This window comes from Brachybacterium zhongshanense, from assembly GCF_055385755.1.
On record NZ_AP043790.1, the window covers coordinates 1,594,623 to 1,616,471 of the forward strand.

General features: G+C 69.4%; 19 protein-coding genes. 10 read left to right on the forward strand and 9 right to left on the reverse strand.

Annotated elements, in window-relative coordinates:
- Nucleotides 1–78: 78 nt before the first annotated feature.
- The 4 genes from ACZ5AJ_RS07235 to ACZ5AJ_RS07250 form a co-directional block, all read right to left on the reverse strand.
- A complete protein-coding gene (locus ACZ5AJ_RS07235) occupies nucleotides 79–1,359 on the reverse strand; it encodes an RNA polymerase sigma factor (RefSeq protein ID WP_464138382.1) in 1,281 nt (426 codons plus the stop codon).
- Nucleotides 1,360–1,657: 298 nt separating this feature from the next.
- Nucleotides 1,658–2,098, reverse strand: coding sequence for a universal stress protein (locus ACZ5AJ_RS07240; protein ID WP_464138383.1), 441 nt, complete (start codon nucleotides 2,096–2,098; stop codon nucleotides 1,658–1,660).
- Between the two features lie 65 nt (nucleotides 2,099–2,163).
- Complete coding sequence (gene metX / locus ACZ5AJ_RS07245; protein WP_464138711.1) at nucleotides 2,164–3,357, reverse strand: homoserine O-acetyltransferase MetX; 1,194 nt, start codon at nucleotides 3,355–3,357, stop codon at nucleotides 2,164–2,166.
- A gap of 2 nt (nucleotides 3,358–3,359) precedes the next feature.
- Nucleotides 3,360–4,616 (reverse strand): hypothetical protein, encoded by a 1,257-nt coding sequence (locus tag ACZ5AJ_RS07250; protein WP_464138384.1) that lies wholly within the window; start codon nucleotides 4,614–4,616, stop codon nucleotides 3,360–3,362.
- 134 nt (nucleotides 4,617–4,750) lie between these two features.
- Between ACZ5AJ_RS07250 and ACZ5AJ_RS07255 the strand changes: the two genes are divergently transcribed.
- The gene (locus tag ACZ5AJ_RS07255) at nucleotides 4,751–5,902 is read left to right on the forward strand and encodes a polyprenyl synthetase family protein (protein ID WP_464138386.1); all 1,152 of its coding nucleotides are present in this window, start codon (nucleotides 4,751–4,753) and stop codon (nucleotides 5,900–5,902) included.
- Nucleotides 5,903–5,981: 79 nt separating this feature from the next.
- On the opposite strand, the gene ACZ5AJ_RS07260 is transcribed toward ACZ5AJ_RS07255, so the two are convergent.
- Nucleotides 5,982–6,335 (reverse strand): Rv2175c family DNA-binding protein, encoded by a 354-nt coding sequence (locus ACZ5AJ_RS07260; RefSeq protein WP_464138388.1) that lies wholly within the window; start codon nucleotides 6,333–6,335, stop codon nucleotides 5,982–5,984.
- A gap of 134 nt (nucleotides 6,336–6,469) precedes the next feature.
- Between ACZ5AJ_RS07260 and ACZ5AJ_RS07265 the strand changes: the two genes are divergently transcribed.
- Nucleotides 6,470–8,704, forward strand: a complete 2,235-nt coding sequence (locus tag ACZ5AJ_RS07265) for a PASTA domain-containing protein (RefSeq protein ID WP_464138389.1) — start codon at nucleotides 6,470–6,472, stop codon at nucleotides 8,702–8,704.
- A 91-nt stretch (nucleotides 8,705–8,795) separates the two neighbouring features.
- Here ACZ5AJ_RS07265 and ACZ5AJ_RS07270 read toward each other — a convergent pair whose 3' ends face one another.
- On the reverse strand, nucleotides 8,796–10,190 hold the full coding sequence (locus ACZ5AJ_RS07270; RefSeq protein ID WP_464138390.1) for a class II 3-deoxy-7-phosphoheptulonate synthase: 1,395 nt from the start codon (nucleotides 10,188–10,190) through the stop codon (nucleotides 8,796–8,798).
- A 96-nt stretch (nucleotides 10,191–10,286) separates the two neighbouring features.
- Nucleotides 10,287–11,030, reverse strand: a complete 744-nt coding sequence (locus ACZ5AJ_RS07275) for a lysophospholipid acyltransferase family protein (RefSeq protein WP_464138392.1) — start codon at nucleotides 11,028–11,030, stop codon at nucleotides 10,287–10,289.
- Nucleotides 11,031–11,075: 45 nt separating this feature from the next.
- On the opposite strand from ACZ5AJ_RS07275, the gene ACZ5AJ_RS07280 reads away from it, so the two are divergent.
- Nucleotides 11,076–11,852: an alpha/beta hydrolase gene (locus ACZ5AJ_RS07280; RefSeq protein ID WP_464138394.1), complete on the forward strand. Its 777-nt coding sequence runs from the start codon at nucleotides 11,076–11,078 to the stop codon at nucleotides 11,850–11,852.
- Nucleotides 11,849–12,493: a hypothetical protein gene (locus ACZ5AJ_RS07285; RefSeq protein WP_464138395.1), complete on the forward strand. Its 645-nt coding sequence runs from the start codon at nucleotides 11,849–11,851 to the stop codon at nucleotides 12,491–12,493. The genes ACZ5AJ_RS07280 and ACZ5AJ_RS07285 overlap by 4 nt, the downstream gene beginning before the upstream one ends.
- A 104-nt stretch (nucleotides 12,494–12,597) precedes the next feature.
- Here ACZ5AJ_RS07285 and ACZ5AJ_RS07290 read toward each other — a convergent pair whose 3' ends face one another.
- Entirely contained in the window at nucleotides 12,598–13,533 is a 936-nt protein-coding gene (locus ACZ5AJ_RS07290; protein ID WP_464138396.1) for an ROK family glucokinase, read from the reverse strand.
- A gap of 141 nt (nucleotides 13,534–13,674) precedes the next feature.
- On the opposite strand from ACZ5AJ_RS07290, the gene ACZ5AJ_RS07295 reads away from it, so the two are divergent.
- The 3 genes from ACZ5AJ_RS07295 to ACZ5AJ_RS07305 all read left to right on the forward strand — a co-directional run bounded on the left by ACZ5AJ_RS07295 (nucleotide 13,675) and on the right by ACZ5AJ_RS07305 (nucleotide 17,674).
- Nucleotides 13,675–15,483 (forward strand): AMP-dependent synthetase/ligase, encoded by a 1,809-nt coding sequence (locus ACZ5AJ_RS07295; RefSeq protein ID WP_464138398.1) that lies wholly within the window; start codon nucleotides 13,675–13,677, stop codon nucleotides 15,481–15,483.
- Between the two features lie 192 nt (nucleotides 15,484–15,675).
- Complete coding sequence (locus ACZ5AJ_RS07300) at nucleotides 15,676–17,340, forward strand: DEDD exonuclease domain-containing protein (protein ID WP_464138399.1); 1,665 nt, start codon at nucleotides 15,676–15,678, stop codon at nucleotides 17,338–17,340.
- A 52-nt stretch (nucleotides 17,341–17,392) separates the two neighbouring features.
- Nucleotides 17,393–17,674 carry an Lrp/AsnC family transcriptional regulator gene (locus ACZ5AJ_RS07305; protein ID WP_464138401.1) on the forward strand — a complete coding sequence of 94 codons (282 nt, stop codon included), beginning with the start codon at nucleotides 17,393–17,395 and terminating at the stop codon, nucleotides 17,672–17,674.
- Nucleotides 17,675–17,856: 182 nt separating this feature from the next.
- Here ACZ5AJ_RS07305 and trpD read toward each other — a convergent pair whose 3' ends face one another.
- A complete protein-coding gene (gene trpD / locus ACZ5AJ_RS07310) occupies nucleotides 17,857–18,924 on the reverse strand; it encodes an anthranilate phosphoribosyltransferase (protein WP_464138402.1) in 1,068 nt (355 codons plus the stop codon).
- Between the two features lie 239 nt (nucleotides 18,925–19,163).
- Here trpD and ctaE point away from each other — a divergent pair, with 239 nt between their 5' ends.
- The 3 genes from ctaE to qcrA all read left to right on the forward strand — a co-directional run bounded on the left by ctaE (nucleotide 19,164) and on the right by qcrA (nucleotide 21,848).
- Nucleotides 19,164–19,880 carry an aa3-type cytochrome oxidase subunit III gene (gene ctaE / locus ACZ5AJ_RS07315; protein ID WP_464138404.1) on the forward strand — a complete coding sequence of 239 codons (717 nt, stop codon included), beginning with the start codon at nucleotides 19,164–19,166 and terminating at the stop codon, nucleotides 19,878–19,880.
- A gap of 97 nt (nucleotides 19,881–19,977) precedes the next feature.
- Nucleotides 19,978–20,778, forward strand: coding sequence for a cytochrome bc1 complex diheme cytochrome c subunit (qcrC, locus tag ACZ5AJ_RS07320; RefSeq protein ID WP_464138405.1), 801 nt, complete (start codon nucleotides 19,978–19,980; stop codon nucleotides 20,776–20,778).
- Between the two features lie 11 nt (nucleotides 20,779–20,789).
- Nucleotides 20,790–21,848, forward strand: coding sequence for a cytochrome bc1 complex Rieske iron-sulfur subunit (qcrA, locus tag ACZ5AJ_RS07325; RefSeq protein ID WP_464138712.1), 1,059 nt, complete (start codon nucleotides 20,790–20,792; stop codon nucleotides 21,846–21,848).
- The last annotated feature ends 1 nt before the right edge of the window (nucleotide 21,849 follow it).

Below are 21,849 nucleotides of genomic sequence, written 5' to 3' on the forward strand. Positions count from 1 at the left end.
CTCCCTCCGGGTACGCCGACGGCGCCGTCCCCCGACCAGGCGGAACCGGCGCCGTCATCCAGATCGAGCGCTCCCACCTCAGTCGAGGTAATCGCGGAGGACCTGCGAACGAGAGGGGTGACGCAGCTTGCTCATCGTCTTGGACTCGATCTGACGGATCCGCTCGCGGGTCACGCCATAGACCTTGCCGATCTCGTCGAGAGTCTTCGGCTGACCGTCCTCGAGGCCGAAGCGCATGGAGACCACACCGGCCTCCCGCTCGGAGAGGGTGTCGAGGACGGAATGCAGCTGCTCCTGGAGCAGGGTGAAGCTGACCGCATCCGCCGGGACCACGGCCTCGGAGTCCTCGATCAGGTCGCCGAACTCGCTGTCGCCGTCCTCTCCCAGCGGCGTGTGCAGGGAGATGGGCTCACGACCGTACTTCTGGACCTCGACGACCTTCTCCGGAGTCATGTCGAGCTCCTTGGCGAGCTCCTCCGGAGTGGGCTCTCGCCCGAGATCCTGCAGCATCTGACGCTGGACGCGTGCGAGCTTGTTGATGACCTCGACCATGTGCACCGGGATGCGGATAGTGCGGGCCTGGTCGGCCATGGCGCGTGTGATCGCCTGCCGGATCCACCAGGTGGCATAGGTCGAGAACTTGTAGCCCTTGGAGTAGTCGAACTTCTCCACCGCACGGATGAGGCCCAGGTTGCCCTCCTGGATGAGGTCCAGGAACAGCATGCCGCGACCCGTGTAGCGCTTCGCCAGGGAGACCACCAGGCGGAGGTTCGCCTCGAGCAGGTGATCCTTGGCGGCGCGGCCGTCCTCCGCGATGATCGCGAGCTCGCGCCCCTTCTTGGTCTTCGCCATGGACTCGTCGCGCTTGAGGAGCTGCTCGGCGAACAGGCCGGCCTCGATGCGCTCGGCCAGCTCGACCTCCTGTGCGGCGTTGAGCAGCGCGACCTTGCCGATCTGCTTGAGGTAGTCCTTCACCGGATCGGCCGTGGCGCCGGCGGTGACGACCTGCTGAGCCGGGGAGTCGTCCTCGCCGGCGCTGAACACGAAACCGCCCGACGCCTCGACCTTGTCGTCCGTCGTGGTCCGCGAGGCGGCGGTCTCCTCCTCGCCGTCCTCTTCCGCATCGGTCTCCGGCTCGTCGACCTCGGCCGATGCCTTGGCCTTCGAGGTGCGTGACGACTTCGAGCGCGACGTGGTGCTCTTCTTCTTGGCAGCGGTCCTGCGCGCAGGCTTCTCCTCAGTCGCGGCGGCCTCCTGGGTCGCGGCGGTCTCGTCGACGGCCGCATCCTCGGCGGTGTTCGCCGTGGAGGCAGCGCGGGCGGTCCCAGTGCTCTTCGAGGCAGTCTTGGCGGGAGTCACAGAGTTCCTTCTTCCGGCGGTGCACCCGTGGGTGCACCGGCACTCTCTGGCGGTCGGTCGTCTCGGCGCGGCTGACGGATCCCTTGATGTGCGATCGACCGGTTGTCCACCGGTTTCTTGGCGCACGAGGGCACGGTGCCGTCAAGCCTGTCGAGTATAACGCCCTCTCGCGCCATCTATTCCCATCCCGCTGATCCCTTCCCTGCTGCTCCGGTTCCCGAGCTTCAGCACGGTGGACAGCAGACGACGGACGGCGGCGGGCAGAGGACGGGAGCTCGTCAGGACCGGCCGTGGGCGATCAGGACCAGCTGCGGGCCGACGGAGCCGCCTGTGCGGACTCCGGGTCCTTGACTGCCAGGACAGGACAGGGCGCCCCCAGAACGACCCGACGGGCGGAGGTGCCGAGATTGAGCTTCCCGATCGGCGACTTCCAGCGCAGGCCGATCACGATCAGGCTGGCCGAGAGCTCTTCGGCGAGCGCGAGCACGAACTCACCGATGTCCTGGCCCTCGCCCAGACGGACTGCGATGTCGAGATCCTCCAGGCCGTCCTCATCGAGGCCCGCGAGCGCTTCCCGCACGGTCGCCTCGTCCGCCGTCGCCGGTTCCGAGGCCTCAGCATCGTAGAACTGGTGCGAGGCGACGACGACGTTCTGATGCGTGCGCTTGGCGTCGCGGACGGCGGCACGCAGAGCGGCCCTGCCCTGCCCTGACGGCGAGTAGCCCACCACGATGGTCATCCGGAAGCTCCCCCTGGGACGTTGGCGGCACCGGGATCGCGACCCCGATGACAGGTTCGACCAGCTTATCCGTCCAGGAGCTGTGCTATCCACTCCTGGAGGTCCCTGTGCGCGACCAGGAACGCGTCGTGCCCGATGGGCGAGGAGGCGACCTCCCATCGCGCATCGGGGATGTGCTCGGCCATCTCACTGACCAGCACCGGAGGGAACAGGCGGTCGCTGTCGATCGCCACCACGAGGCTGCTGGCCCTCACCTCGGCGAGCGCAGCGGCGGTGCCACCGCGCCCGCGCCCGACATCATGGGTGTTCATAGCCTGCGCGAGGACGATGTACGAGTTGGCGTCGAAGCGTCGCGCGAGCTTGGTCGCGTGATGATCCAGATAGCTGGTGACCTGGTGCCGGCCCTTTCCGGTGAAGGGATCCTCGTCCCCCTGCGGACGGTTGCCGAACCGGTCCTCGAGCTCCGCGGCCGTGCGATAGGTCGTGTGCGCGATCCGCCGCGCCACGCCCAGACCGCGATGCGGCCCCTCGCCGTCCGGGAGGTCGTAGTAGTCGCCGCCGTGGAACCCCGCATCCGCGCGGATGGCCGCGATCTGCGCGGAGTTCCAGGCGATCTGGTCCGCGCTGGCTCGCGCGGAGCTCGCCAGGACTGCGAGCCTTCGGACTGCCTCCGGATGGGACACGGCCCATTCGACGGCGCGCATGCCCCCCATGGATCCTCCGATCACGAGGGCGAGCTGGTCCAGCCCGAGCTGCGAGCACAGGGCGTGCTCGGCCGCGACCTGATCGCGGATCGTCACGGCCGGGAAGCGGGATCCCCACGGCCGCCCGTCCGGAGCCGGGGAGCTGGGACCGGTGCTCCCCTGGCAGCCTCCCAGCACGTTCGCCGCGATCACGAACCAGCGATCGGTGTCGATGGCCCGCCCAGGGCCGATGAGGTCCTCCCACCACCCAGGGCTGGGGTGGGCGGGCCCTGCTTCGCCGAGGACGTGGGAGTCTCCGGTGAGCGCATGGAGGACGAGGACGGCGTTGCTTCCGTCGGCGTCGAGCGATCCCCAGGTCTCGTACGCGAGAGTGACGTCCTCCAGGATCTCGCCGCTCTCCAGCGTGAGCGGTCCGACCTGGGCGAAGCTGCGATCGCCGGGCCCGTCAGAAGGACGCCAGGCACCGTTCGAGCCGACACCCTCAGGCTGTGCAGAGGGTGCAGGAGCCGTCTCCTCGGCTCGGGCGTCGGCGACGGATCGCCGGTCACTGGTCATCGTCACGGACCCTGCTGCTCCTTCCATGCTGCCTGCTCCTTCTGCGGCGTCCGGGGATGAGACGGCCGCCAGGCCGGCTGCAGGGGGACGTCGATCAGGCGCGACAGCAAGAGTGCCAGACGGGACGCTGGATCGTGCTCACGGAGCTCGTCGATGAGATCACCGGCAGCCGCCAGATGATGGTTCCACCAGTCCAGCAGGCAGAGCACGACGGTAAGCCCGCGCCAGGCCTCCACGGCATCGGGCACATCGTCGGCACCCACCAGGAGGATCATCTGCTCCGTCAGCGCCCTGAGCTCCTGGAGGCCGACGAACCAGCTCCCACCTGCGACGACATCCTCATGCGGGATGCAGTCCTCGTCCTCGATGATCCGCGCGAGCACATCCTCGCCCCGTGCCTCCTCCCGTCGGCCGTGCTCCGCGCAGTGCTCCCACAGGGCCCAGTGGGATGCGCTGGAGTCGAGCGTCGACAGGAAGCTCGCCACACGTTCACAGTCCGTCACGGACCGCGGGCTCAGCTCGGTCCCCATGCCCTCTGCATCTCGCAGGCGGCCGAGCGCCCTCCGCGCCTCGGCGAAGAGGCGGCCCATCGGCTCGGGACCGCGGCGCAGCGCCGGACGATCCTGGCCGCGGACAGGGGCCGCTTCCGCCGTGCGGGCAGCGCCCAGCGCCTGCAGGGCCGATGCGATGCGCATCGCGATGAGATCCCACTGCGGGGCGTCGCCGTCGTCAGCGTCGGATGGCGGTCCCGCATGGGTCCCGTCGGGCTGTCCCAGAGGAATGGGAGGAGAGATCGCGAGCACCCAGTCCCCGTCGTCGTGCCCGGCGGGGAGCACCTGGCGCGCCCTGCCCGCTTCCACTATCCAGACCGCGTCGATCGCGAAGGGCTCGGGAAGCATGAGATCGGCGGCCGCGATGATCCTGGGAGCGAGATGCTCGGCGGCATCGTCGAGCATCTCGCCTGGTGCCCCATCGTCTCCATCTCCGATGACGACCAGGGCGGTCGCCCGGCTGGCGCCGTTCTCGCGCATGAGCGCGAACTGGTTCTCGAGGATGTCGGTGAGCTGTCCGGACAGCAGGGCTCCCAGTGAGGAGCGGGCGAACAGGGGGCGGGAGCCCGGACCGTCGTGCGCGATCAGCACGAAGGAGTCGCGCACCGGCCGGCGGAGCGCGCGGCGCGCCTCAGCGAGCAGCCCGGCAGGATCGTGCAACGGGAACGCTCGAGATACGGCGCCAGCAGAAGCGGTGTGAGTCATCATGTGCCGAGCCTGGTCCAGCAGGGAGTCCGACGGGAGAGCACGGTCTCATCTGTGGACGGAGAAGGGATGGGGAGGAGTGCTCCGCTCCCCGGACGTGGGAGGATCGGGTGGTCCCCATGGAGGTGCAAGTCCTGATGACATCGACCGGAGCGCCCGGCACCCATCCACTCGCTCAGGAGCTCGATCGACGCCTCGTCGAGCGTCTCGAGGACATGCAGTCCGAGCTCCTCGCCGACCAGCGGGAGCGACTGCAGGAGATCGCTCCCGAGACGACCGTGCTGGTCGACTCGCTCGAGCAGTATCTCGTCGGCGGCAAGCTCCTGCGTCCGCGGTTCTGCTTCTGGGCCGGGGTCGCAGCGCTCGGCGCGGCGCCCGACTCTGAGCAGGTGGACGCTCTCGCCCGAGCGGGCGCCGCGATAGAGCTGGTGCAGGCTGCGGCCCTCATGCATGACGACGTGATCGATCACTCTCCGATGCGCCGCGGCCGACCGGCGCTCCATGTCGCCGCGGCATCGGAGCATCAGGCGGCCGAGCTCGACGGCTCGGCGGCCGACTTCGGCATCGCCACCGCCATCGTCCTGGGGGATCTCTCGCTGACCTGGGCCGAGCAGATCGCCACCGGCCTCGTCCGCGAGAGCAGGGCGTCCGTGCGTCAGCAGGACGCCCTGCGCGGACTCGCCGAGTTCGACCTTCTGCGCACGGAGGTCATGTCCGGTCAGTACCTCGACATCCTGCACCAGTCGGGCGGCTTCCGCTCGACGGGGGATGCGGAGTCCGCTGCGCTCGCCGTGATCCGATGGAAGACCGTCCCGTATACGGTGCTGCGCCCCGTACGGATCGGTGCGGCGCTCTCCGGCGCCCAGGATTCCGCTCTCGAGGACCTCGGGTCATGGGCGATGGAGGTCGGTACGGCGTTCCAGCTGCGCGACGACCTGCTCAGCGTCGTCGGGGACACCGGCTCCACCGGCAAGCCGATCGGCGGCGACATCGTCGAGGGGAAGCGCACGGTTCTGCTGGCACGGACCATCACTGCCGCAGACACGCAGGCCAGAGAGCTGATCGAACGCACAGTCGGGGACCCGGCCGCCCCGACCGAGCAGGTTCGCGCCGTGCACGAGCTGATGATCTCGACCGGTGCCGTCGCCTCCGTGGCGCAGGACGTGCGAGATCACGCGGCGCGAGCTGAGAGGATCCTGACCGACGCCCGAGGCCTGTCCGGCCCTGGGGTGGCGGGGCTCGCAGCCCTCGCGGCGCAGGCCACGGACGTCACCGGACTTCCGGTCTGAGGCGGAGATGAGGCATCGGCCGCACGCTCGTCCACGAGTCCGGCGCTCGCGCGCCCAGCCGTGCGTCCAGCGCAGGAGGTCAGAAGGCGAGAGCCTGCGCGCGACGACGGACCTCGCCTCGCTGCCCTCGGCGGAGGTGATCGATAGGGCGGCCGGGGAGCGTCTCATCCTCGGTGAAGAGCCAGGTCAGCAGTTCAGCATCGTCGTACCCGCCGTCCCTCAGCACTGTCACCGTCCCGCCCAGATGAGGCGCGATCGCGCCGTCGACCAACAGCTCGGCAGGAACCGATCGGACCACGGGATCGCCGCGACGCACTGCGACGAGAGAGCCCTCGTCGATCAGGCGCCGCACCTTGGAGACGTCGATGTCGAGGGCCAGTGCCACGTCGGGCAGGGTCAGCCAGTCGGAGATGAGGTCGTCGAGCTCGTTCACACGGCAAGCGTGCCACGTCCCGGCCGTCTCAGCGACCCTGGGGGCCTCGAACAGGGCGTCGGACTCGCCACAGCGTCAGCCAGCAGGACGTGTCGGTGCCCGTCACCGCGCACGCGGGATCCTAAGGTGGCACCGTGAGCTCGGCGACGTCGACTTCTCGCGACATCAGCCAGCTCCTCGACGGCCGCTACCGGGTCGAGGAGCCGATCGCGCGCGGGGGGATGGCGACGGTGTACCGGGGTCATGATCAGCGGCTGGATCGCGTCGTGGCCCTGAAGATCATGCATCCGCATCTGGCTCAGGACGAGGACTTCCGGCGACGCTTCGCCCGCGAGGCCCGGAGCGCCGCGAGGCTGGCCCACCGCAATGTCGTGGGAGTCTTCGACCAGGGGGCCGACGAGGACCGCATCTACCTGGCCATGGAGCTGGTCGACGGCGAGACGCTGCGCGCGCGCATCACCGAGCAGGAGCGACTCACCGTCGGCGACGCACTGGATGTGACAGCGCAGGTCCTCGAGGCCCTCGTCGCAGCGCATGCGGCCGGGATCGTCCACCGCGACATCAAGCCCGAGAACATCCTCATCGACGGGGACGGAACGGTGAAGGTCGCCGACTTCGGCCTCGCCCGCGCGATCGGCACCTCGAACTCCTCAGCGAGCACGACCCTCCTCGGCACCGTCGCCTACATCAGTCCCGAGGTCGTCACCCGGGGGCAATGCGATGAGCGCAGCGACCTGTACTCCCTCGGCGTCGTCCTGTTCGAGATGCTCACCGGTTCGCAGCCGTTCACAGGCGATCAGCCCGTGCACATCGCCTTCCAGCATGTCCATGAGGACATCCCTGCTCCCTCCGTGCGTGCCGCCGGCGTCCCCCGGGAGCTGGATGCACTGGTCACGTGGGCCAGCGATCGCCGGGTCGAGCAGAGGCCGGCGAGCGCCGGAGAGCTGCTGCGCAGCGTGCGCGACCTGCAGTCCCGACTGGCCCCCGCTGCACTCGAGCGTCGCGCGGTGGCGATCACCCTGGCCGACACCGGGGAGACGCCTCGCCTGACCGCCTCGCTCGACGAAGTCGTCGCTGAGCTCCACGGCGATGCGCGGGTCTTCCCGCCCTCCTGGGGAGGCGCATTGCCTCCGACGTCCAGCACCGACGCGGAGCCGGGCTCCGATACGAGCTCTTCCGCCGCTGCTCCGGGGACGGAAGGATCCTCCGAGGACTCCTCTGAGGGCTCCACCGCCCAGGGTCCGGAGGCTCCCGACGGCGAGGACGCTCCCGCGCAACGCGGCGGAGACCCGACGGAGGATCCGGCGTCCGCCGATGCGCTCAGCGACAGCGCGACGCGATCGGCTGCCGACGCAGGGGATGACGGGAACGGCGATCACGCCGACGACTCCGATGACTCCGCAGGTCCGAACACGGTCGTGCTGCGGCCCCCGAGAGCCCGCCGCGGGCGCCATCTCAGGCTGGGATCCCGCCACCGCTCCCGCGCGCTCGCCCTGATCGCCTCCCTCCTGGTGCTCGGTTCGCTGGCCACCGGAGGCTGGTACGGCTACGACTGGTACGCGAACGTCGGGCCGGGCGCCGACCGCACGATCCCCGTGCTCGCCGGGACGCAGCTCAGCGATGCGGAGTCCATGCTCGCCTCCTCCGGACTGTCCGTGCGCACGGTCGAGCAGTTCGACGACACCGTGCCGGCCGGTCACGTGATCTCTGCCGACCCCTCTGCAGGGACGACCGTGAAGAAGGGCGGGAGCGTGCAGCTCGTCGTCTCCAAGGGGGTGGAGCTCTTCGCCGTGCCCGATGTGGTTGAAGAAGGCCTTGAGGATGCCCGCGAACAGGTGGAGGGCCTCGGCCTGGTGCTCGTCGAGGACGACCCGGTCTATTCGGAGACCGTCCCCGAGGGAACAGTCATCTCGCAGGAGCAGGAGGCGGAGGAGCTTCCCGAAGGAGGCGAGGTCCACGTCGTCGTCTCCCTGGGACGTCGACCGATCTCGATCCCTGACGTGACCGGCCAGAGCGGCTCGGACGCCCGCGCGGCGCTGGAGGCCGAGGGCTTCGTGGTCTCAGCCAGCAGCCAGCACTCCTCGTCGGTCCCCGAGGGAGCAGTGATCTCCCAGTCCCCCGCCTCCGGCACAGGGCATCTCGGAGACACCGTCACCCTCGTGACCTCGCTCGGCCCCGAGATGGTCACCGTTCCCGACGTGTTCCGGAAGTCCGAGGCCGACGCGCGCTCGGCCCTCGAGTCGGCGGGCTTCACCGTTAACGTCGAGTACGAGAACGACGATCCGGTCTTCGACCTCGTCTACCAGCAGTCGGCTGAAGCCGGAAGCGAGCTGGCGAAGGGATCGACGATCACCATCACCGTCTTCTGAGCTCTAGCTCGAGGGACGTCTGGGAGCGCAGCAGCGACCATCACCGCCGCTGCGCGGCCCCGAGGGACTCGGCACGCGACCGTGCAGCGGATCAGCGCCGGGAGAGCATCTCCGCGACCAGGAACGCGAGCTCGAGGGACTGCTGGTGGTTAAGGCGCGGATCCACCACCGTCTCGTAGCGCCGGGCGAGTCCCGCCTCATCGATCTCTCCCGCCCCGCCGAGGACCTCGGTGACGTCGTCTCCGGTCAGCTCCATGTGCAGACCGGCCGGGATCGTCCCCAGCTCCTGATGCACCTCGAAGAAGCCGACCACCTCGTCGAGGATGTCCTCGAAGCGACGCGTCTTGTAGCCGTTGGAGGAGGTGATCGTGTTCCCGTGCATCGGATCGGTGACCCAGGCGACCTGGGCGCCCGCATCGCGCACCCCCTCGACCAGAGCTGGCAGCCGATCGCGGACCTTCTTCGCGCCCATCCGGGAGACGAAGGTCAGGCGGCCGGGCTCCCGATCGGGATCCAGGACGTCGATCAGCCGCAGGGCATCGTCGACGGAGGCATCGGGACCGAGCTTCACCCCGATCGGATTGCGCAGGCGCGACATGAAGTCCACATGCGCGCCGTCGATCTGCCGCGTGCGCTCGCCGATCCAGAGGAAATGACCGGAGCAGCCGTAGATCTCGCCGGTGCGGGAGTCGATGCGCGCCATCGCCTCCTCGTAGTCCAGCAGCAGAGCCTCATGGGAAGCGTAGAACTCGACCACCTTGAGCGCGTCGAAGTCCGCACCGATGGCGTCCATGAACCGAATCGCCTTGTCGATCTGCGCCGCCAGCTCCTCATAGCGGTCGTAGCCCGGCCCCGATGTGAATCCGCGGTTCCACGAGTGCACGTCCCGGAGGTCTGCGAATCCGCCACCGGTGAAGGCGCGCATCAGGTTCAGGGTGGAAGCGCTGGTGGTGTAGGTCCTCCACAGACGATTCGGGTCCGGGATCCGGGACTCCTCGGTGAAGGCGAAGTCGTTGACCGCATCCCCGCGATAGGTGGGGAGGGTCACGCCGTCGCGGGTCTCGACGTCGGAGGAGCGCGGCTTCGCGAACTGCCCGGCCATGCGACCCATCTTCACCACCGGCACGGAGGCGCCGTAGGTGAGCACAGCAGCCATCTGCAGGATGGTCCGGATCTTGTTGCGGATGCGATCCGCGGTCGACTCCGCGAAGGTCTCGGCGCAGTCGCCTCCCTGGAGGAGGAACGCCTCGCCACGTGCCGCAGCGGCCAACCGGCTGCGCAGGACATCGACCTCACCGGCGAAGACCAGCGGCGGAGCGGCGCGCAGCTGATCGAACACGCGCGCGCGGACGGCCTCGTCCGGCCATGCAGGCTGCTGGACCCGCGGGAGCTCGCGCCAGGCGCCGAGCGCCGCGAGGCCGTCGTCGGCCGCAGACAGGGAGAAGGAGTGCGCGCGGGCGGGGGCACCGGGGCTGTACTGAGTCACCCGCCCAGGGTACTGAGGAAGCCACGAGAGCGGATGCTCCGTCCCGGGCCTCGGGACCGGTATCACCCGATCCGCGGCAACCGGCCCTCGTGCCCGTCAGCCGTCCAAGGTGCTCTCGCCCTCGGTGCGCAGGCGCCGCTTGACATCGGCCGCGTACTCGTCCACCCGCTCCTGCCCGGACATCGCCTGGATGCGTGCCATCACCTCATCGGTGACGGCCCGCAGCACCCGCGCCTCCTCGGCGCCCGGCATCGCCTCCGCGATCGCGACCGCGTCGATGGGCGCGCCGAGGACCACGCGGATGCGGGGGCTGCGACGCGGCAGATAGCGCCGTCCTCTCTGCGCCTCGTGGCTGCCGATCATCGCCACCGGGATGATCGGCGCACCGGCGGCGAGCGCGAAGCGCGCCACACCGGTCTTGCCCCGGTACAGACGTCCATCGGGACTCCTGGTCCCCTCCGGGTAGATGCCCAGCAGCCGTCCCGCTCCGAGCACCTCGAGGCCCGCTTCGATCGCGGACGAGGACGCTCTCCCCCCGGAGCGATCGACCGGCATGACGTTCAGGCCTCGCATGATCCGCGCGAACACCGCGTTCAGCGGCGACCCGCCGGAGAAGATGTCCGACTTCCCGAGGAAGTGGACTGTCCTCTCCAGCTGAGCCGGGAGGAAGACGGTGTCCGAGTATGCGAGATGGTTCGAGGCGAGGATCGCCGCGCCGCTCGCGGGCACGTTCTGGGATCCGCTGATGGTGGGTCGCCACACCATCCGCACGAGTGTCGCCACGGGCGGCTTGGCGAGGTCGTAGAGCACGGGCTCCTCCTGCAGGGGACGATCGAGCACGGGAACGTGGATGTGGTCGGTCGGCGCGGGTGCGACGATGGACCCATGGCGTTCAGCGAACTGTCCCGTCCCTGGCGCGCCCGGGGACACTCTAGCCCGCGCGGCGGTCTCCTCCTGTGTCATGGGTTCACGGGGTCGCCTCAATCCCTGCGCCCCTGGGCCGAGCATCATGCGGCACAGGGATGGGAGGTCGAGCTGCCGCTGCTGCCCGGGCACGGAACCAGGTGGCAGGACATGGCGGCGACGTCCGCCGACGAGTGGTACGACGCCCTCAAGGAGGCCGTCGTGGAGCTCTCCGACGATCTGGGCCCTATCGCGATCGGGGGTCTGTCCATGGGCGGCGCCCTCACTCTCGCGCTCGGCGAGGACCCTGCGCTGCGCGGTCGCATCGCAGCGCTGGTCGCCGTGAACCCCGGGATGACGCTGCCCTGGGTGGCGATGCTCGCGCGCCCGCTCTCCCTGGTCTTGCCGACCCTGCCCGGGATCGGCTCGGACATCGCTCTCGAGGGAGTCCAGGAGGAGGCCTATGATCGCATGCCTCTGCGATCCGTCGCCGAGCTGCGAGGTCTCTTCTCGCGCACGCGCCGCGACCTCGGCGCGATCGACCTCCCCGTGCTGCTCGCGACCTCGAGCGTCGACCACACGGTGCCGCCCGCGGACAGCGACATCGTCGCCGCCGGGGTGCGCGGGCGCGTCGAGCGCCTGCCGCTGCCGCGGAGCCACCACCTCGTCCCTCTGGACCACGACGCCCAGCTGCTGTTCGAGACGTCCTCCCGCTTCCTCGATCAGCACGTTCCGCGTCCAGCCCGGAGCACTTCATGAGCACGCGGCAGGAGGGCGGTCATGACCCGCGCGACGTCGATGCCGAGTTCAAGCGCATGCTCGAGGGCGAGGGCATGGTGCTCCGGCCGGGCCGCGCCCCGGAGGAGCCGGCCGCCGGGGACGTCCCGCCTGCCCGGCGGGAGCCGGGCGAGCATGCCGACCGCTCACCGGGATCGGGGCCGTCGGCACCCTCCGCGGACGATGATCTCTGGCGCTCCAGCCCGGACAGTCCCCCGGAGCCTCCGTCGGCCGAGTCGCGCGCCCGTGCGCGCGCCGCGCATCCTTCAGCGGGCGGTCGGCCGGCGCTCGGCACCGGCGCACCGGGATTCGGAGCGGCATCCGGCTCCGATCGCCGTCCCCGCTCCGGGCATCCGGAGCTCGACGGCGATGAGGACGACGACGCTCCGCTGCCGGGAGACTTCGTCGCCCCCGATCCGGACCTGCCGGAGAGCTCCTCTGGGACGCTGTGGGGGTGGACGGCCCTCCTCGGCGGGCTCGTTCTCTTGCTGGTCGTCGCCGTGTCGTCATCGCTGCCGGTCTGGCTGGGCTGGCTGGGCGGCGCAGCCGCGCTCGGCGGACTGATCTCCCTGCTCCTCAAGGTCCCCGCCGACCGCGAGGACGACGACGGCGCCGAGGTCTGATCCCGGATCAGATCCCGGCGCCGCCTCTCCACCGCTCGGGGGCCCGCCCTTCTTCACGAGGCGTTCTGCGGGGCGCTCCGCGTCCGGCGGCTCACCCCGCGCGTTCAGCGCGCGAGGTCCGCGGCCCCGACGATCCCCGCCTCGTTGCCCATGCTCGCGATGACCCACGGGACCATGTCGCGGTGCATCCGGGCCGTGACGTCCGCCTCATAGGCGATCCGTGCCGGCTCGACCAGCAGATCCCCTGCCGCCGCCACTCCTCCTCCGACGACGACGACGCTGGGATCCAGCAGAGCGGAGATCGAGGCGACGCCCAGCCCGAGCCAGGTGCCGATCTCGCCGATGAGGTCGATCGACGCCGGATCGCCCTGCTGCGCGAGCCGTGTGATGAGCGGACCGTCGATGTCCTTGGCCCGACCGCCTGCGGCGGCGATGAGGGGCTCCATGACCGGGTCCCCCGTCCTCGCACGATGCTTCGCCGCACGCACGAGCGCCGTCCCGGCGGTGTACTGCTCGAGGCAGCCCCTCCGCCCGCAGCCGCACCATTGGCCGTCCGGCACGGCGGTCATGTGCGCGATCTCGCCGGCGAAACCGCCGGCACCGCGCAGCAGCCGCCCGTCGAGCACGACGGCGCCGCCCAGCCCGGTGCCGACCGTGACCATCAGCATGTGCTCGGCGTCCCGGGCCGCGCCGAAGCGGTACTCGGCCCAGCCGGCGGCATTGGCGTCGTTCTCCACGACCACCGGCAGGTCCACGAGCGCCTCGATGCGATCGGCGAGCGGGTGCTGCCGCCACGCCAGGTTGGCGGCGAAGCGGACGGTGCGGCGATCAGCATCGACGAACCCCGCGGCACCGACGCCCACACCGATCACCGCGTGATCTGCCCGGAGCTCAGCGACGGCATCGGCGACGCCGGCCTCGATGAGCTCCGGATCGGTTGCGGGGGTGCTGCGCGTGGTCGAGGCGACGATCCGCCCCTCCTCATCGACCACGCCGGCCGCGATCTTGGTCCCGCCGATATCCACACCGATGGAGAGCATGTGTTCCCTTCCTAGTCGTCCCCGAATGTCAGGGACCATCGTAGGGTGCGCTGGCGTAGAATCCTCAGGACCCACCAGCGCTTCCGGGCGAGCGTCCCCGGCATGCATGAGCTGGGCCCCACCCGGATCGAAGGAGATTCGATGAAGCAGTTCGGCACCGCCGCACAGCACCAGAGCCGCGAGGACGAGAACGCCACGGACCTGCTGCTGGGGCGTCTGGAGTCCGATGGAGGAGTGCCCGTCTTCGAGATGGCCGACGGTCGGGGCGGCTACACGCCCATGTCGTCCGCCGAGTTCGTGGACGAGGTCAAGGCCGTCGCGAAGGGTCTGATCGCGACCGGCGTCGAGAGCGGCGACGTGGTCGCCATCCTCTCGCGCACCCGGTACGAGTGGACCCTCGCGGACTTCGCGATCTGGTGGGCGGGGGGCGTGAGCGTGCCGATCTACGAGACCTCCTCCCCCAGCCAGATCCAGTGGATCGCCTCGAACTCGAAGGCGCGCTACGCACTGGTCGAGCAGACGCGCCACAAGGAGGACGTCGAGTCCATCCGGGGGGAGCTGCCTCATCTGGATCGCATCGGCGTCATCGAGGACGGCATCCTCGACGAGCTCAAGGAGCGCGGCAAGGAGGTCGACGACGAGACGCTCGAGCAGCGCCGGACCTCGCGTCGCATGGCCGACGTCGCCACGATCATCTACACCTCGGGCACCACTGGCCGCCCGAAGGGTGCCGAGCTCACCCACGCGAACTTCGTGGACACCACCCGCAGTGCGGTGACGCTGCTGGGGGACCACGTGCTCCCCCGCGGGTCGCGAATGCTCATGTTCCTGCCGCTGGCGCACGTGTTCGCTCGGCTGCTCACGGTCCTCGCCGTCTCCTGGCCCGTCACGACCGCCTTCACGCCCGATACGAAGAATCTGCTTCCGGACCTCGCCGCCTTCCGTCCGACGTTCCTGCTCGCTGTCCCCCGCGTGTTCGAGAAGGTCTACAACGGTGCTGAGGCCAAGGCCATCGCCGGAGGGAAGGGCAGGATCTTCGCGGCCGCGGCGGAGACCGCCATCGCCTGGTCGAAGGCGGAGAGCGCCGGCAAGGTCCCTGCGGTGCTGAAGGTGAAGCACAGGCTGTTCGACATGCTCGTCTATGGAACTCTCCGCGACGCCATGGGCGGTCGGGTCTCCTGGGCGGTCTCCGGAGGCGCCCCCCTGGGAGAGCGCCTCGCCCACTTCTTCCGGGGGATCGGCGTCACGGTCCTCGAGGGCTACGGCCTCACCGAGACCACTGCTCCGGTCTGTGTGAACCTGCCGTGGGATGTCAAGCCCGGCACCGTCGGACCGCCGCTGCCGGGATCGACCGTCGCGATCGACGACGACGGCGAGATCCTGGTCAAGGGCGTCATGGTCTTCAAGGGCTACCACGACAACCCCGACGCGACCGCGGAGGCGCTGCGCGACGGATGGTTCCGCACCGGCGATCTGGGATCGCTCGACGCGGACGGCTCGCTGACGATCACCGGCCGATCCAAGGAGGTCATCGTCACAGCCGGCGGCAAGAACATCTCCCCGGCGCAGCTCGAGGACCAGCTGCGATCGCACCCGCTGGTCAGCCAGTGCATCGTCACCGGTGACCAGAAGCCGTTCGTCGCTGCGATCCTCACCCTCGACGCCGAGATGCTCCCCACCTGGCTGAAGAACAGCGGGCTGCCCGAGATGACGGTCGCCGAGGCCGCTCAGGACGAGCGCGTCCGTGCCGAGCTGCAGACGGTCGTCGACAAGGCCAACGCCACCGTCTCCCGCGCGGAGTCGATCCGCGTCTTCCGCGTGATAGACACCGACTTCACAGAGGAGAACGGCTACCTCACGCCCTCGATGAAGCTCAAGCGCAACGTCGTGGTCAAGGACTTCGCGGACGTGATCGAGGACATCTACGCGACGCCCAAGCCCGCAGCCTGACGCCCGCTCCTCCGCCCCTGCCCCCTCTCGGCCGCCGCCTCCCGGTCCCGCCTCCCCCGACCGCCACGCGGGCGGCTGAGAGGCGGGACCGCCGCGCATCCCCGTGACCATCGGCCCCTCGAGGGAACGCCCGAGGCTCTCCTGAGCTCCCCGTGGCGCAGATCCGTCGGAGGCGCGTCGTACTCTGCGTGCATGTCCGCCCGCCGCCAGCTCAGCTTCGACGATCTCGGCACTCCCCTCGAGGAGGCGACTCTCGTGGTCGTCGACCTCGAGACCACCGGCACCGATCCGGGCAGCGACGCGATCACGGAGATCGGAGCGGTCAAAGTCCGCGGAGGCGAGGTCCTCGGTGAGTTCCGCAGCTTCGTCGACCCTGAGCGTCCCATCCCGGCGTATATCGCGTCGCTGACCGGGATCTCCGATGCGACCGTGGCAGACGCGCCCCGGATCTCCACCGTCCTGCCCATGTTCCTGGACTTCATGGGCGACGCTGCGCTGGTGGCGCACAACGCTCGCTTCGACACAGGATTCCTGAGGGCGCAGGCGGCGGCATGCGCTCTGCCGTGGCCCAACCCGACGGTGCTGGACACTCTTGCACTCGCGCGCACGGTCTACCGCCGGGACGAGGTTCGCGACCATCGCCTGGGCACCCTCGCAGCGCACGTTGGCGCAACGATCACCCCCGACCATCGTGCCCTGTCCGACGCGCGCGCCACTGTGGACGTGCTGCATGCGATCATCTCCCGCCTCGGTCCGACCGGAGCCAGCACGCTCGAGGATCTCGCTGGTGCGCACCGGCGCGCACGCCCCGTCCAGCTGCGCAAGAAGCACCTCGCCGAGGGCGTCCCCTCCGTCCCCGGGGTCTATCAGTTCCTCGACGTCGACGGGGCAGTCCTGTACGTCGGGACATCGAGGAACCTGCGTGCTAGGGTCAGGACCTATTTCACCGCAGCGGAGACTCGTCGGCGCGTGCTGGACATGCTCCCCCGCGCTGAGCAGATCCGGACCATCGAATGCCGCACCGCGACAGAGGCCTCCGTGCGAGAGCTGCGCATCATCGGTCGTGAGAAGCCGCCCTCGAACCGCCGTTCCCTCAAGCCCGAGAAGGCGTTGTGGCTGCGTCTCGGAACCGGACGCGAGGGCCTTCGGGCGGCGCGCCTCGCCCGCGATGAGAGCGACGGGTCCGCGCACATCGGCCCCCTCTCCTCCCGCCACGACGTCGAGCCGCTCAAGGCACTGCTCACCGACGCGATGCTCGGTGCGGGCAGCGCCCTGGGACGCATCGAGCTCGCGGACACGGCCGACGGACGCGGCAGCCATCGCGCACGCATGCGTCGAGCGATGCTCGAGGATCCCGATGAGGTCCTCGAGCACGCCGCCGCCCGGATGCGTACACACGTCAGCGCTGGCCGGTACGAGGACGCCGACCGCATCCGTCGCGTGGCCGTCACCTATCTCGGGGCCGCACGACGAGCGAGCCGCCTGCGGGCGCTGTCCCGCGTGCCGCTGCTGATCGCCGCCCGACCTAGCACCGACCCCGTCATCGGCGGGCGCGGTTGGGAGATCCTGGCCATCCGCCGAGGCCGCTTCTCGGGGACGACCCTGGTGCCGCGCCACGGCGATCCCCTGGACGCCGCTCGGTCCCTCGCGCTGACGGGACACGGCGAGGAGGCGCTGGCCGGTCCGCTCTGCCAGGGCCACCACGAGGAGTCCGAGCTGCTGCTGAGATGGTTGGAGGGCGACGGCGTGCGCATCGTGCTGACCGAGGGCGACTGGAAGGTGCCGGCGCGAGCGAGGTTCTCCCAGGAGCGTCTCGCCCTGGTCTTCGCCCGGTCAGCCACGGCTCCGAGGGAATAGGCTCGTGCCGCAGCAGCATCCGGCGCCGCGGCGCACGCTCCCAGGAGGTCCCATGATCACGGCCATCGTCTCGATCACCGTCGAGTCCCATCGCATTCCCGAGGTCGCGCAGGAGATCGTCGACCTCGCCGGCGTCGAGAAGGTCTACTCCGTCACGGGAGACGTGGATCTGGTGGCCATCGTGAAGGTGCGCGCACACGAGGACCTCGCGGATGTCATCGCCGACCGGCTCAGCAAGGTCGAGGGCGTCGTGGACACCAGCACCAACATCGCGTTCCGGACATACTCCAAGGGGGACCTCGACGCCGCCTTCGACCTCGGAATCGACGGCTGACGTCCCCTGGCAGCCGTCCGTCGGCGCCACCGGCCACGGCGCAACCGCCTCCGACGCGCTCCGAGCGCGTCCGACGCCTCGGTCGCCCTGGTGAACCGGGGATGCTCGCCTCCCCTGGCGGTCCGGGCGCTCCCCGAAGCCCGGGCCGCCCGTACCGCCCGGACTCAGGCGCTCCTGGAGGCTCAGACGGACTGCGAGGCCTTCGCCCAGCGGGTGATGAGCGCCGCTGGCCCGCCGGACTCCAGTGCGGACTCTGCCTCGAAGTAGCCAGCGCGCAGGCGGTCGACGAAGCCGTCGGAGGCCTTCTCACCGATCCCGTCATGAGCGACGATGCCGGCCGCGGCGTTCAGGAGGACGGCCTCACGCACGGCCCTCAGGCGACCTTCGGCCTCGCCCGCGAACAGGCGCCGCACGACGTCGGCGTTCTGCACCGCATCACCGCCCCGGAGCGAGTCCACAGGGCTGAGGTCGATGCCGACGGCATCTCGCGGATCGAGGACATGATGACGGACCTCGCCCCCGCGCACCTCCCACACGTCCGACGGTGCAGTGACGGTCAGCTCGTCGAGACCATCCTGCCCCCGGAATACCAGAGCGGAGGTCCCGCGCTCAGCGAAGACACCGGCGACGATCGGTGCCACCTTCGCGTCTGCGACGCCGACAGCGCTCGCTCCGGGGCGTCCCGGATTGGTGATCGGCCCGAGGATGTTCATCACGGTGGGTATGCCGAGCCCCTTGCGCGCCTCCGCCGCGAATCTCATGGACGGGTGGAACACCTGCGCGAAGAGGAAGGTGATCCCGACCTCCGCGATCATCTCCTGCACCTGGGCCACCTCGAGGTCCAGCCGGACCCCGAGCTGCTCGAGCACGTCCGCGGTCCCGGACTTGGACGAAGAGGCGCGGTTGCCGTGCTTCACGACCGTCCTGCCGGTCGAGGCGATCACCAGCGCGGCCATCGTGGAGATGTTGACGGTCTGCGCCATGTCCCCTCCCGTGCCGACGATGTCGATCGACCGGTCGGGAACCGCGATGGGACGAGCATGGGCGACCATCGAGTCTGCCAGAGCCGCCAGCTCCGAGCTGCTGACACCCTTCGCCTGGAGGGCGACGAGGAAACCGGCGAGCTGCACCGCCGACGCTCCGCCCGACATCACCTCGTCCATGGCCCATCCGGCCTCCTGCGCATCCAGCTGCTCGCCGCGCACCAGTCGCGCCGTGATCCCGGGCCAGGTCGGAGTGTTCTCGCTCATGCCCCGATGATCGCACTCAGGAGCCAGGACAGGGTCTGGCCGGTCACGCTTCGGATCACGGATACGTCACACGCCCCGCACAGCGGGCCACCGATCGTGTGTCTGGGTTCGTGACACGCCGTCAGGAGGGATATGCTGACGTGGTCCGCCCAGGGCTGTGCCCTGCGGTGTGCTCCGGAGTCGTGACCTGAGCCACCGAAACTGACGACACGACATGTGGTGACGTGACTACTGCGACTATGACCGAGCGCCCTGCCGCCGCTGCCCCTGCGGTCGGCCGCCCCAATCCGACGCAGATCGGCACGATCGTCTGGCTCTCCAGCGAGCTGATGTTCTTCGGCGGACTCTTCGCCATGTTCTTCACGCTGCGCTCCATGGTCCCGGACACGTTCGCCGATGGGCAGAGCAACTTCACCCAGGGCTTCGCCCTGGTCAACACCATCATCCTGGTGGCCAGCTCGTTCACCTGCCAGATGGGCGTGTTCATGGCCGAGGGCCGACTGCCCGGCGGCCGCGTCTTCGCCCCGCGCAAGCACCGCACCGGCTCCATCTTCAACGTCGCCCGATGGGGTGCCGTCGAATGGCTCGTGCTGACCTTCGTCATGGGAGCGGTCTTCGTCTCCGGCCAGGCCTACGAGTACACCGAGCTCGTCCACAAGGGCGTGACGCTGTCGTCCTCCCCCTTCGGGTCGGTCTTCTACCTCGCCACCGGCTTCCACGGGCTGCACGTGCTCGGCGGGCTCATCGCCTTCCTGATGGTGCTGATGCGCCTCTTCTCGGCCAAGAAGTTCACCCAGCACGAGCAGATCTCCGTCATCTGCCTCTCCTACTACTGGCACTTCGTCGACGTGGTCTGGATCGGCCTGTTCTTCGTCGTGTACCTGCTCGATCCGTTGATGACCACGATCAATCCCGATCACGTCATCCCGGTCATCTTCGACTGGACCGTCTTCTGATGGCTGTCCCACCCTGGGCTCCTCGGGCTCCTCGCCCCGTTGCCATCCTCCACCGCCCCTCCCCCGCTCGTCCCCTCCACGAATCGAGGTTCGAACCGTGAAGGCACTCGCCGCACGTCGTCATCACCCGATGGCACTTCTCGTGATATTGCTGCTCGCGCTCGTCGCGACCGGCGGGCTGTACTTCGCGTTCCAGCCGCGCACCGCCCAGGCTGAGGGCTACACGCAGGATGACATCGACGCGGGCGAGCAGCTCTTCCTCGCCAACTGCGCCACCTGCCACGGCACCAACGCCGAAGGCGTCGTGGACTCCGACGGCAACACCCTCGGCCCCTCGCTGATCGGTGTCGGCGCCGCCGCGGTCGACTTCCAGGTCGGCACCGGGCGCATGCCCATGCAGAACGCCGGAGCTCAGGCGCAGCGCAAGACCCCCCAGTTCGACGACGAGCAGACCAGTCAGCTCGCCGCCTATGTCGCCTCCCTCGGTGCCGGCCCTGCCGTGCCCGATGAGGAGTACCTCGACACCTCTCAGGGCGACGCCGCTCGCGGTGGGGAGATCTTCCGCATCAACTGCGCGATGTGCCACAACGCCGCAGGCCAGGGCGGCGCCCTGACCTACGGCAAGTTCGCACCCGAGGTCACCGGCCTGGAGGCGAAGCACGTCTACGAGGCCATGGAGACCGGCCCCCAGAACATGCCCGTGTTCAGCGACTCGAACCTGTCCGCACAGGACAAGCGCGACGTCATCACCTACCTCGAGAAGCTCGAGGAGAACGGCTCCCCCGGCGGCATCTCGCTGGGCTCCCTCGGTCCCGTCACCGAGGGTCTGTACGCATGGACGATCATCCTCGCCCTCCTGACCGGGACTGCCGTGTGGCTGGGGGCGAAGGCCAAGTGAGCAGCAAGCACATGAACAACAATCTCGACGGCAGCTCGCCCGCCAAGGGCGTCAGCGCCATCGTCCCCAAGGAGGACGGCGGATTCCCGAACCCAGGGCTCCCCCCGCACGTCCACCGTCAGGCGGACTCCGATCCGCGCGCCGAGAAGCGTGCCGAGCGCATCGTCGCAGGGCTCTTCCTGCTCTCGGTCGTCGGTACGGTCGTCTTCATCCTGGCGTACTTCCTCGTCACGCCGACCGGGCGCAACATCTTCGCCGAGCAGGGCAGCACTGAAGCCCTCTGGTGGTCGAACCTCATCACCGGCCTCGGACTGGCGATCGCTGTCTTCTTCATCGGTGCCGCCGCTGTGCACTGGGCCAAGACCCTCATGCCCGACCACGAGATGGTCGAGGAGCGCCACGCGCTCGAAGGCGACGAGGAGACCCGTGAAGCCGCTGTCGGCATCATCGCCGACGGCCTCCACGAGTCCGGCATCGGACGGCGCCCCCTCATCGTCACGTCGCTCGTGGCCGCTCTCGCGGCGCTCCCGATCGCAGTGCTCGCACCGCTGTCCACCCTGGGCCCGCTCCCCGGGAACAAGCTCCATCACACGTTCTGGCGAGCAGGCATGCGCCTCGCCCGGGATCATGACGGAACGCCGATCAAGGCCTCTGAGGTCGTGATGAACTCGATCTTCCATGTGATGCCCGAGGACCTCACGCACGATACCGAGCACTACCTGGAGGAGCGCGCCAAGGCCGCCGCCGTCATCGTGCGCATCGACCCCGAGCTCGGCAAGGACCAGGAGAGCCTGGACAACGGCCACGAGGGCATCCTCGCCTTCTCGAAGATCTGCACGCATGTCGGCTGCCCGGTGGCGCTGTACGAGCAGCAGACGCACCACATGCTGTGCCCCTGCCATCAGTCCACGTTCGACGTCACGGACGGTGCGAAGGTGATCTTCGGCCCCGCGCACCGCCCGCTCCCCCAGCTCCCGATCGAGGTGGATTCCGAGGGCTACCTGGTGGCCTCCGGTGACTTCCTCGGTCCGATCGGTCCCAGCTTCTGGGACATCCACAAGGACAAGTGAT

Excerpts from the sequence above, each read along its gene's own strand:
- ACZ5AJ_RS07240 (WP_464138383.1), bottom strand. The coding sequence starts at position 2,098 with ATGACCATCGTGGTGGGCTACTCGCCGTCAGGGCAGGGCAGGGCCGCT.
- metX (WP_464138711.1), bottom strand. The coding sequence starts at position 3,357 with ATGACCAGTGACCGGCGATCCGTCGCCGACGCCCGAGCCGAGGAGACG.
- ACZ5AJ_RS07250 (WP_464138384.1), bottom strand. The coding sequence starts at position 4,616 with ATGATGACTCACACCGCTTCTGCTGGCGCCGTATCTCGAGCGTTCCCG.
- ACZ5AJ_RS07255 (WP_464138386.1), top strand. The coding sequence starts at position 4,751 with ATGACATCGACCGGAGCGCCCGGCACCCATCCACTCGCTCAGGAGCTC.
- ACZ5AJ_RS07280 (WP_464138394.1), top strand. The coding sequence starts at position 11,076 with ATGGCGTTCAGCGAACTGTCCCGTCCCTGGCGCGCCCGGGGACACTCT.
- ACZ5AJ_RS07285 (WP_464138395.1), top strand. The coding sequence starts at position 11,849 with ATGAGCACGCGGCAGGAGGGCGGTCATGACCCGCGCGACGTCGATGCC.
- ACZ5AJ_RS07290 (WP_464138396.1), bottom strand. The coding sequence starts at position 13,533 with ATGCTCTCCATCGGTGTGGATATCGGCGGGACCAAGATCGCGGCCGGC.
- ACZ5AJ_RS07295 (WP_464138398.1), top strand. The coding sequence starts at position 13,675 with ATGAAGCAGTTCGGCACCGCCGCACAGCACCAGAGCCGCGAGGACGAG.
- ACZ5AJ_RS07300 (WP_464138399.1), top strand. The coding sequence starts at position 15,676 with ATGTCCGCCCGCCGCCAGCTCAGCTTCGACGATCTCGGCACTCCCCTC.
- ACZ5AJ_RS07305 (WP_464138401.1), top strand. The coding sequence starts at position 17,393 with ATGATCACGGCCATCGTCTCGATCACCGTCGAGTCCCATCGCATTCCC.
- trpD (WP_464138402.1), bottom strand. The coding sequence starts at position 18,924 with ATGAGCGAGAACACTCCGACCTGGCCCGGGATCACGGCGCGACTGGTG.
- ctaE (WP_464138404.1), top strand. The coding sequence starts at position 19,164 with ATGACCGAGCGCCCTGCCGCCGCTGCCCCTGCGGTCGGCCGCCCCAAT.
- qcrA (WP_464138712.1), top strand. The coding sequence starts at position 20,790 with ATGAACAACAATCTCGACGGCAGCTCGCCCGCCAAGGGCGTCAGCGCC.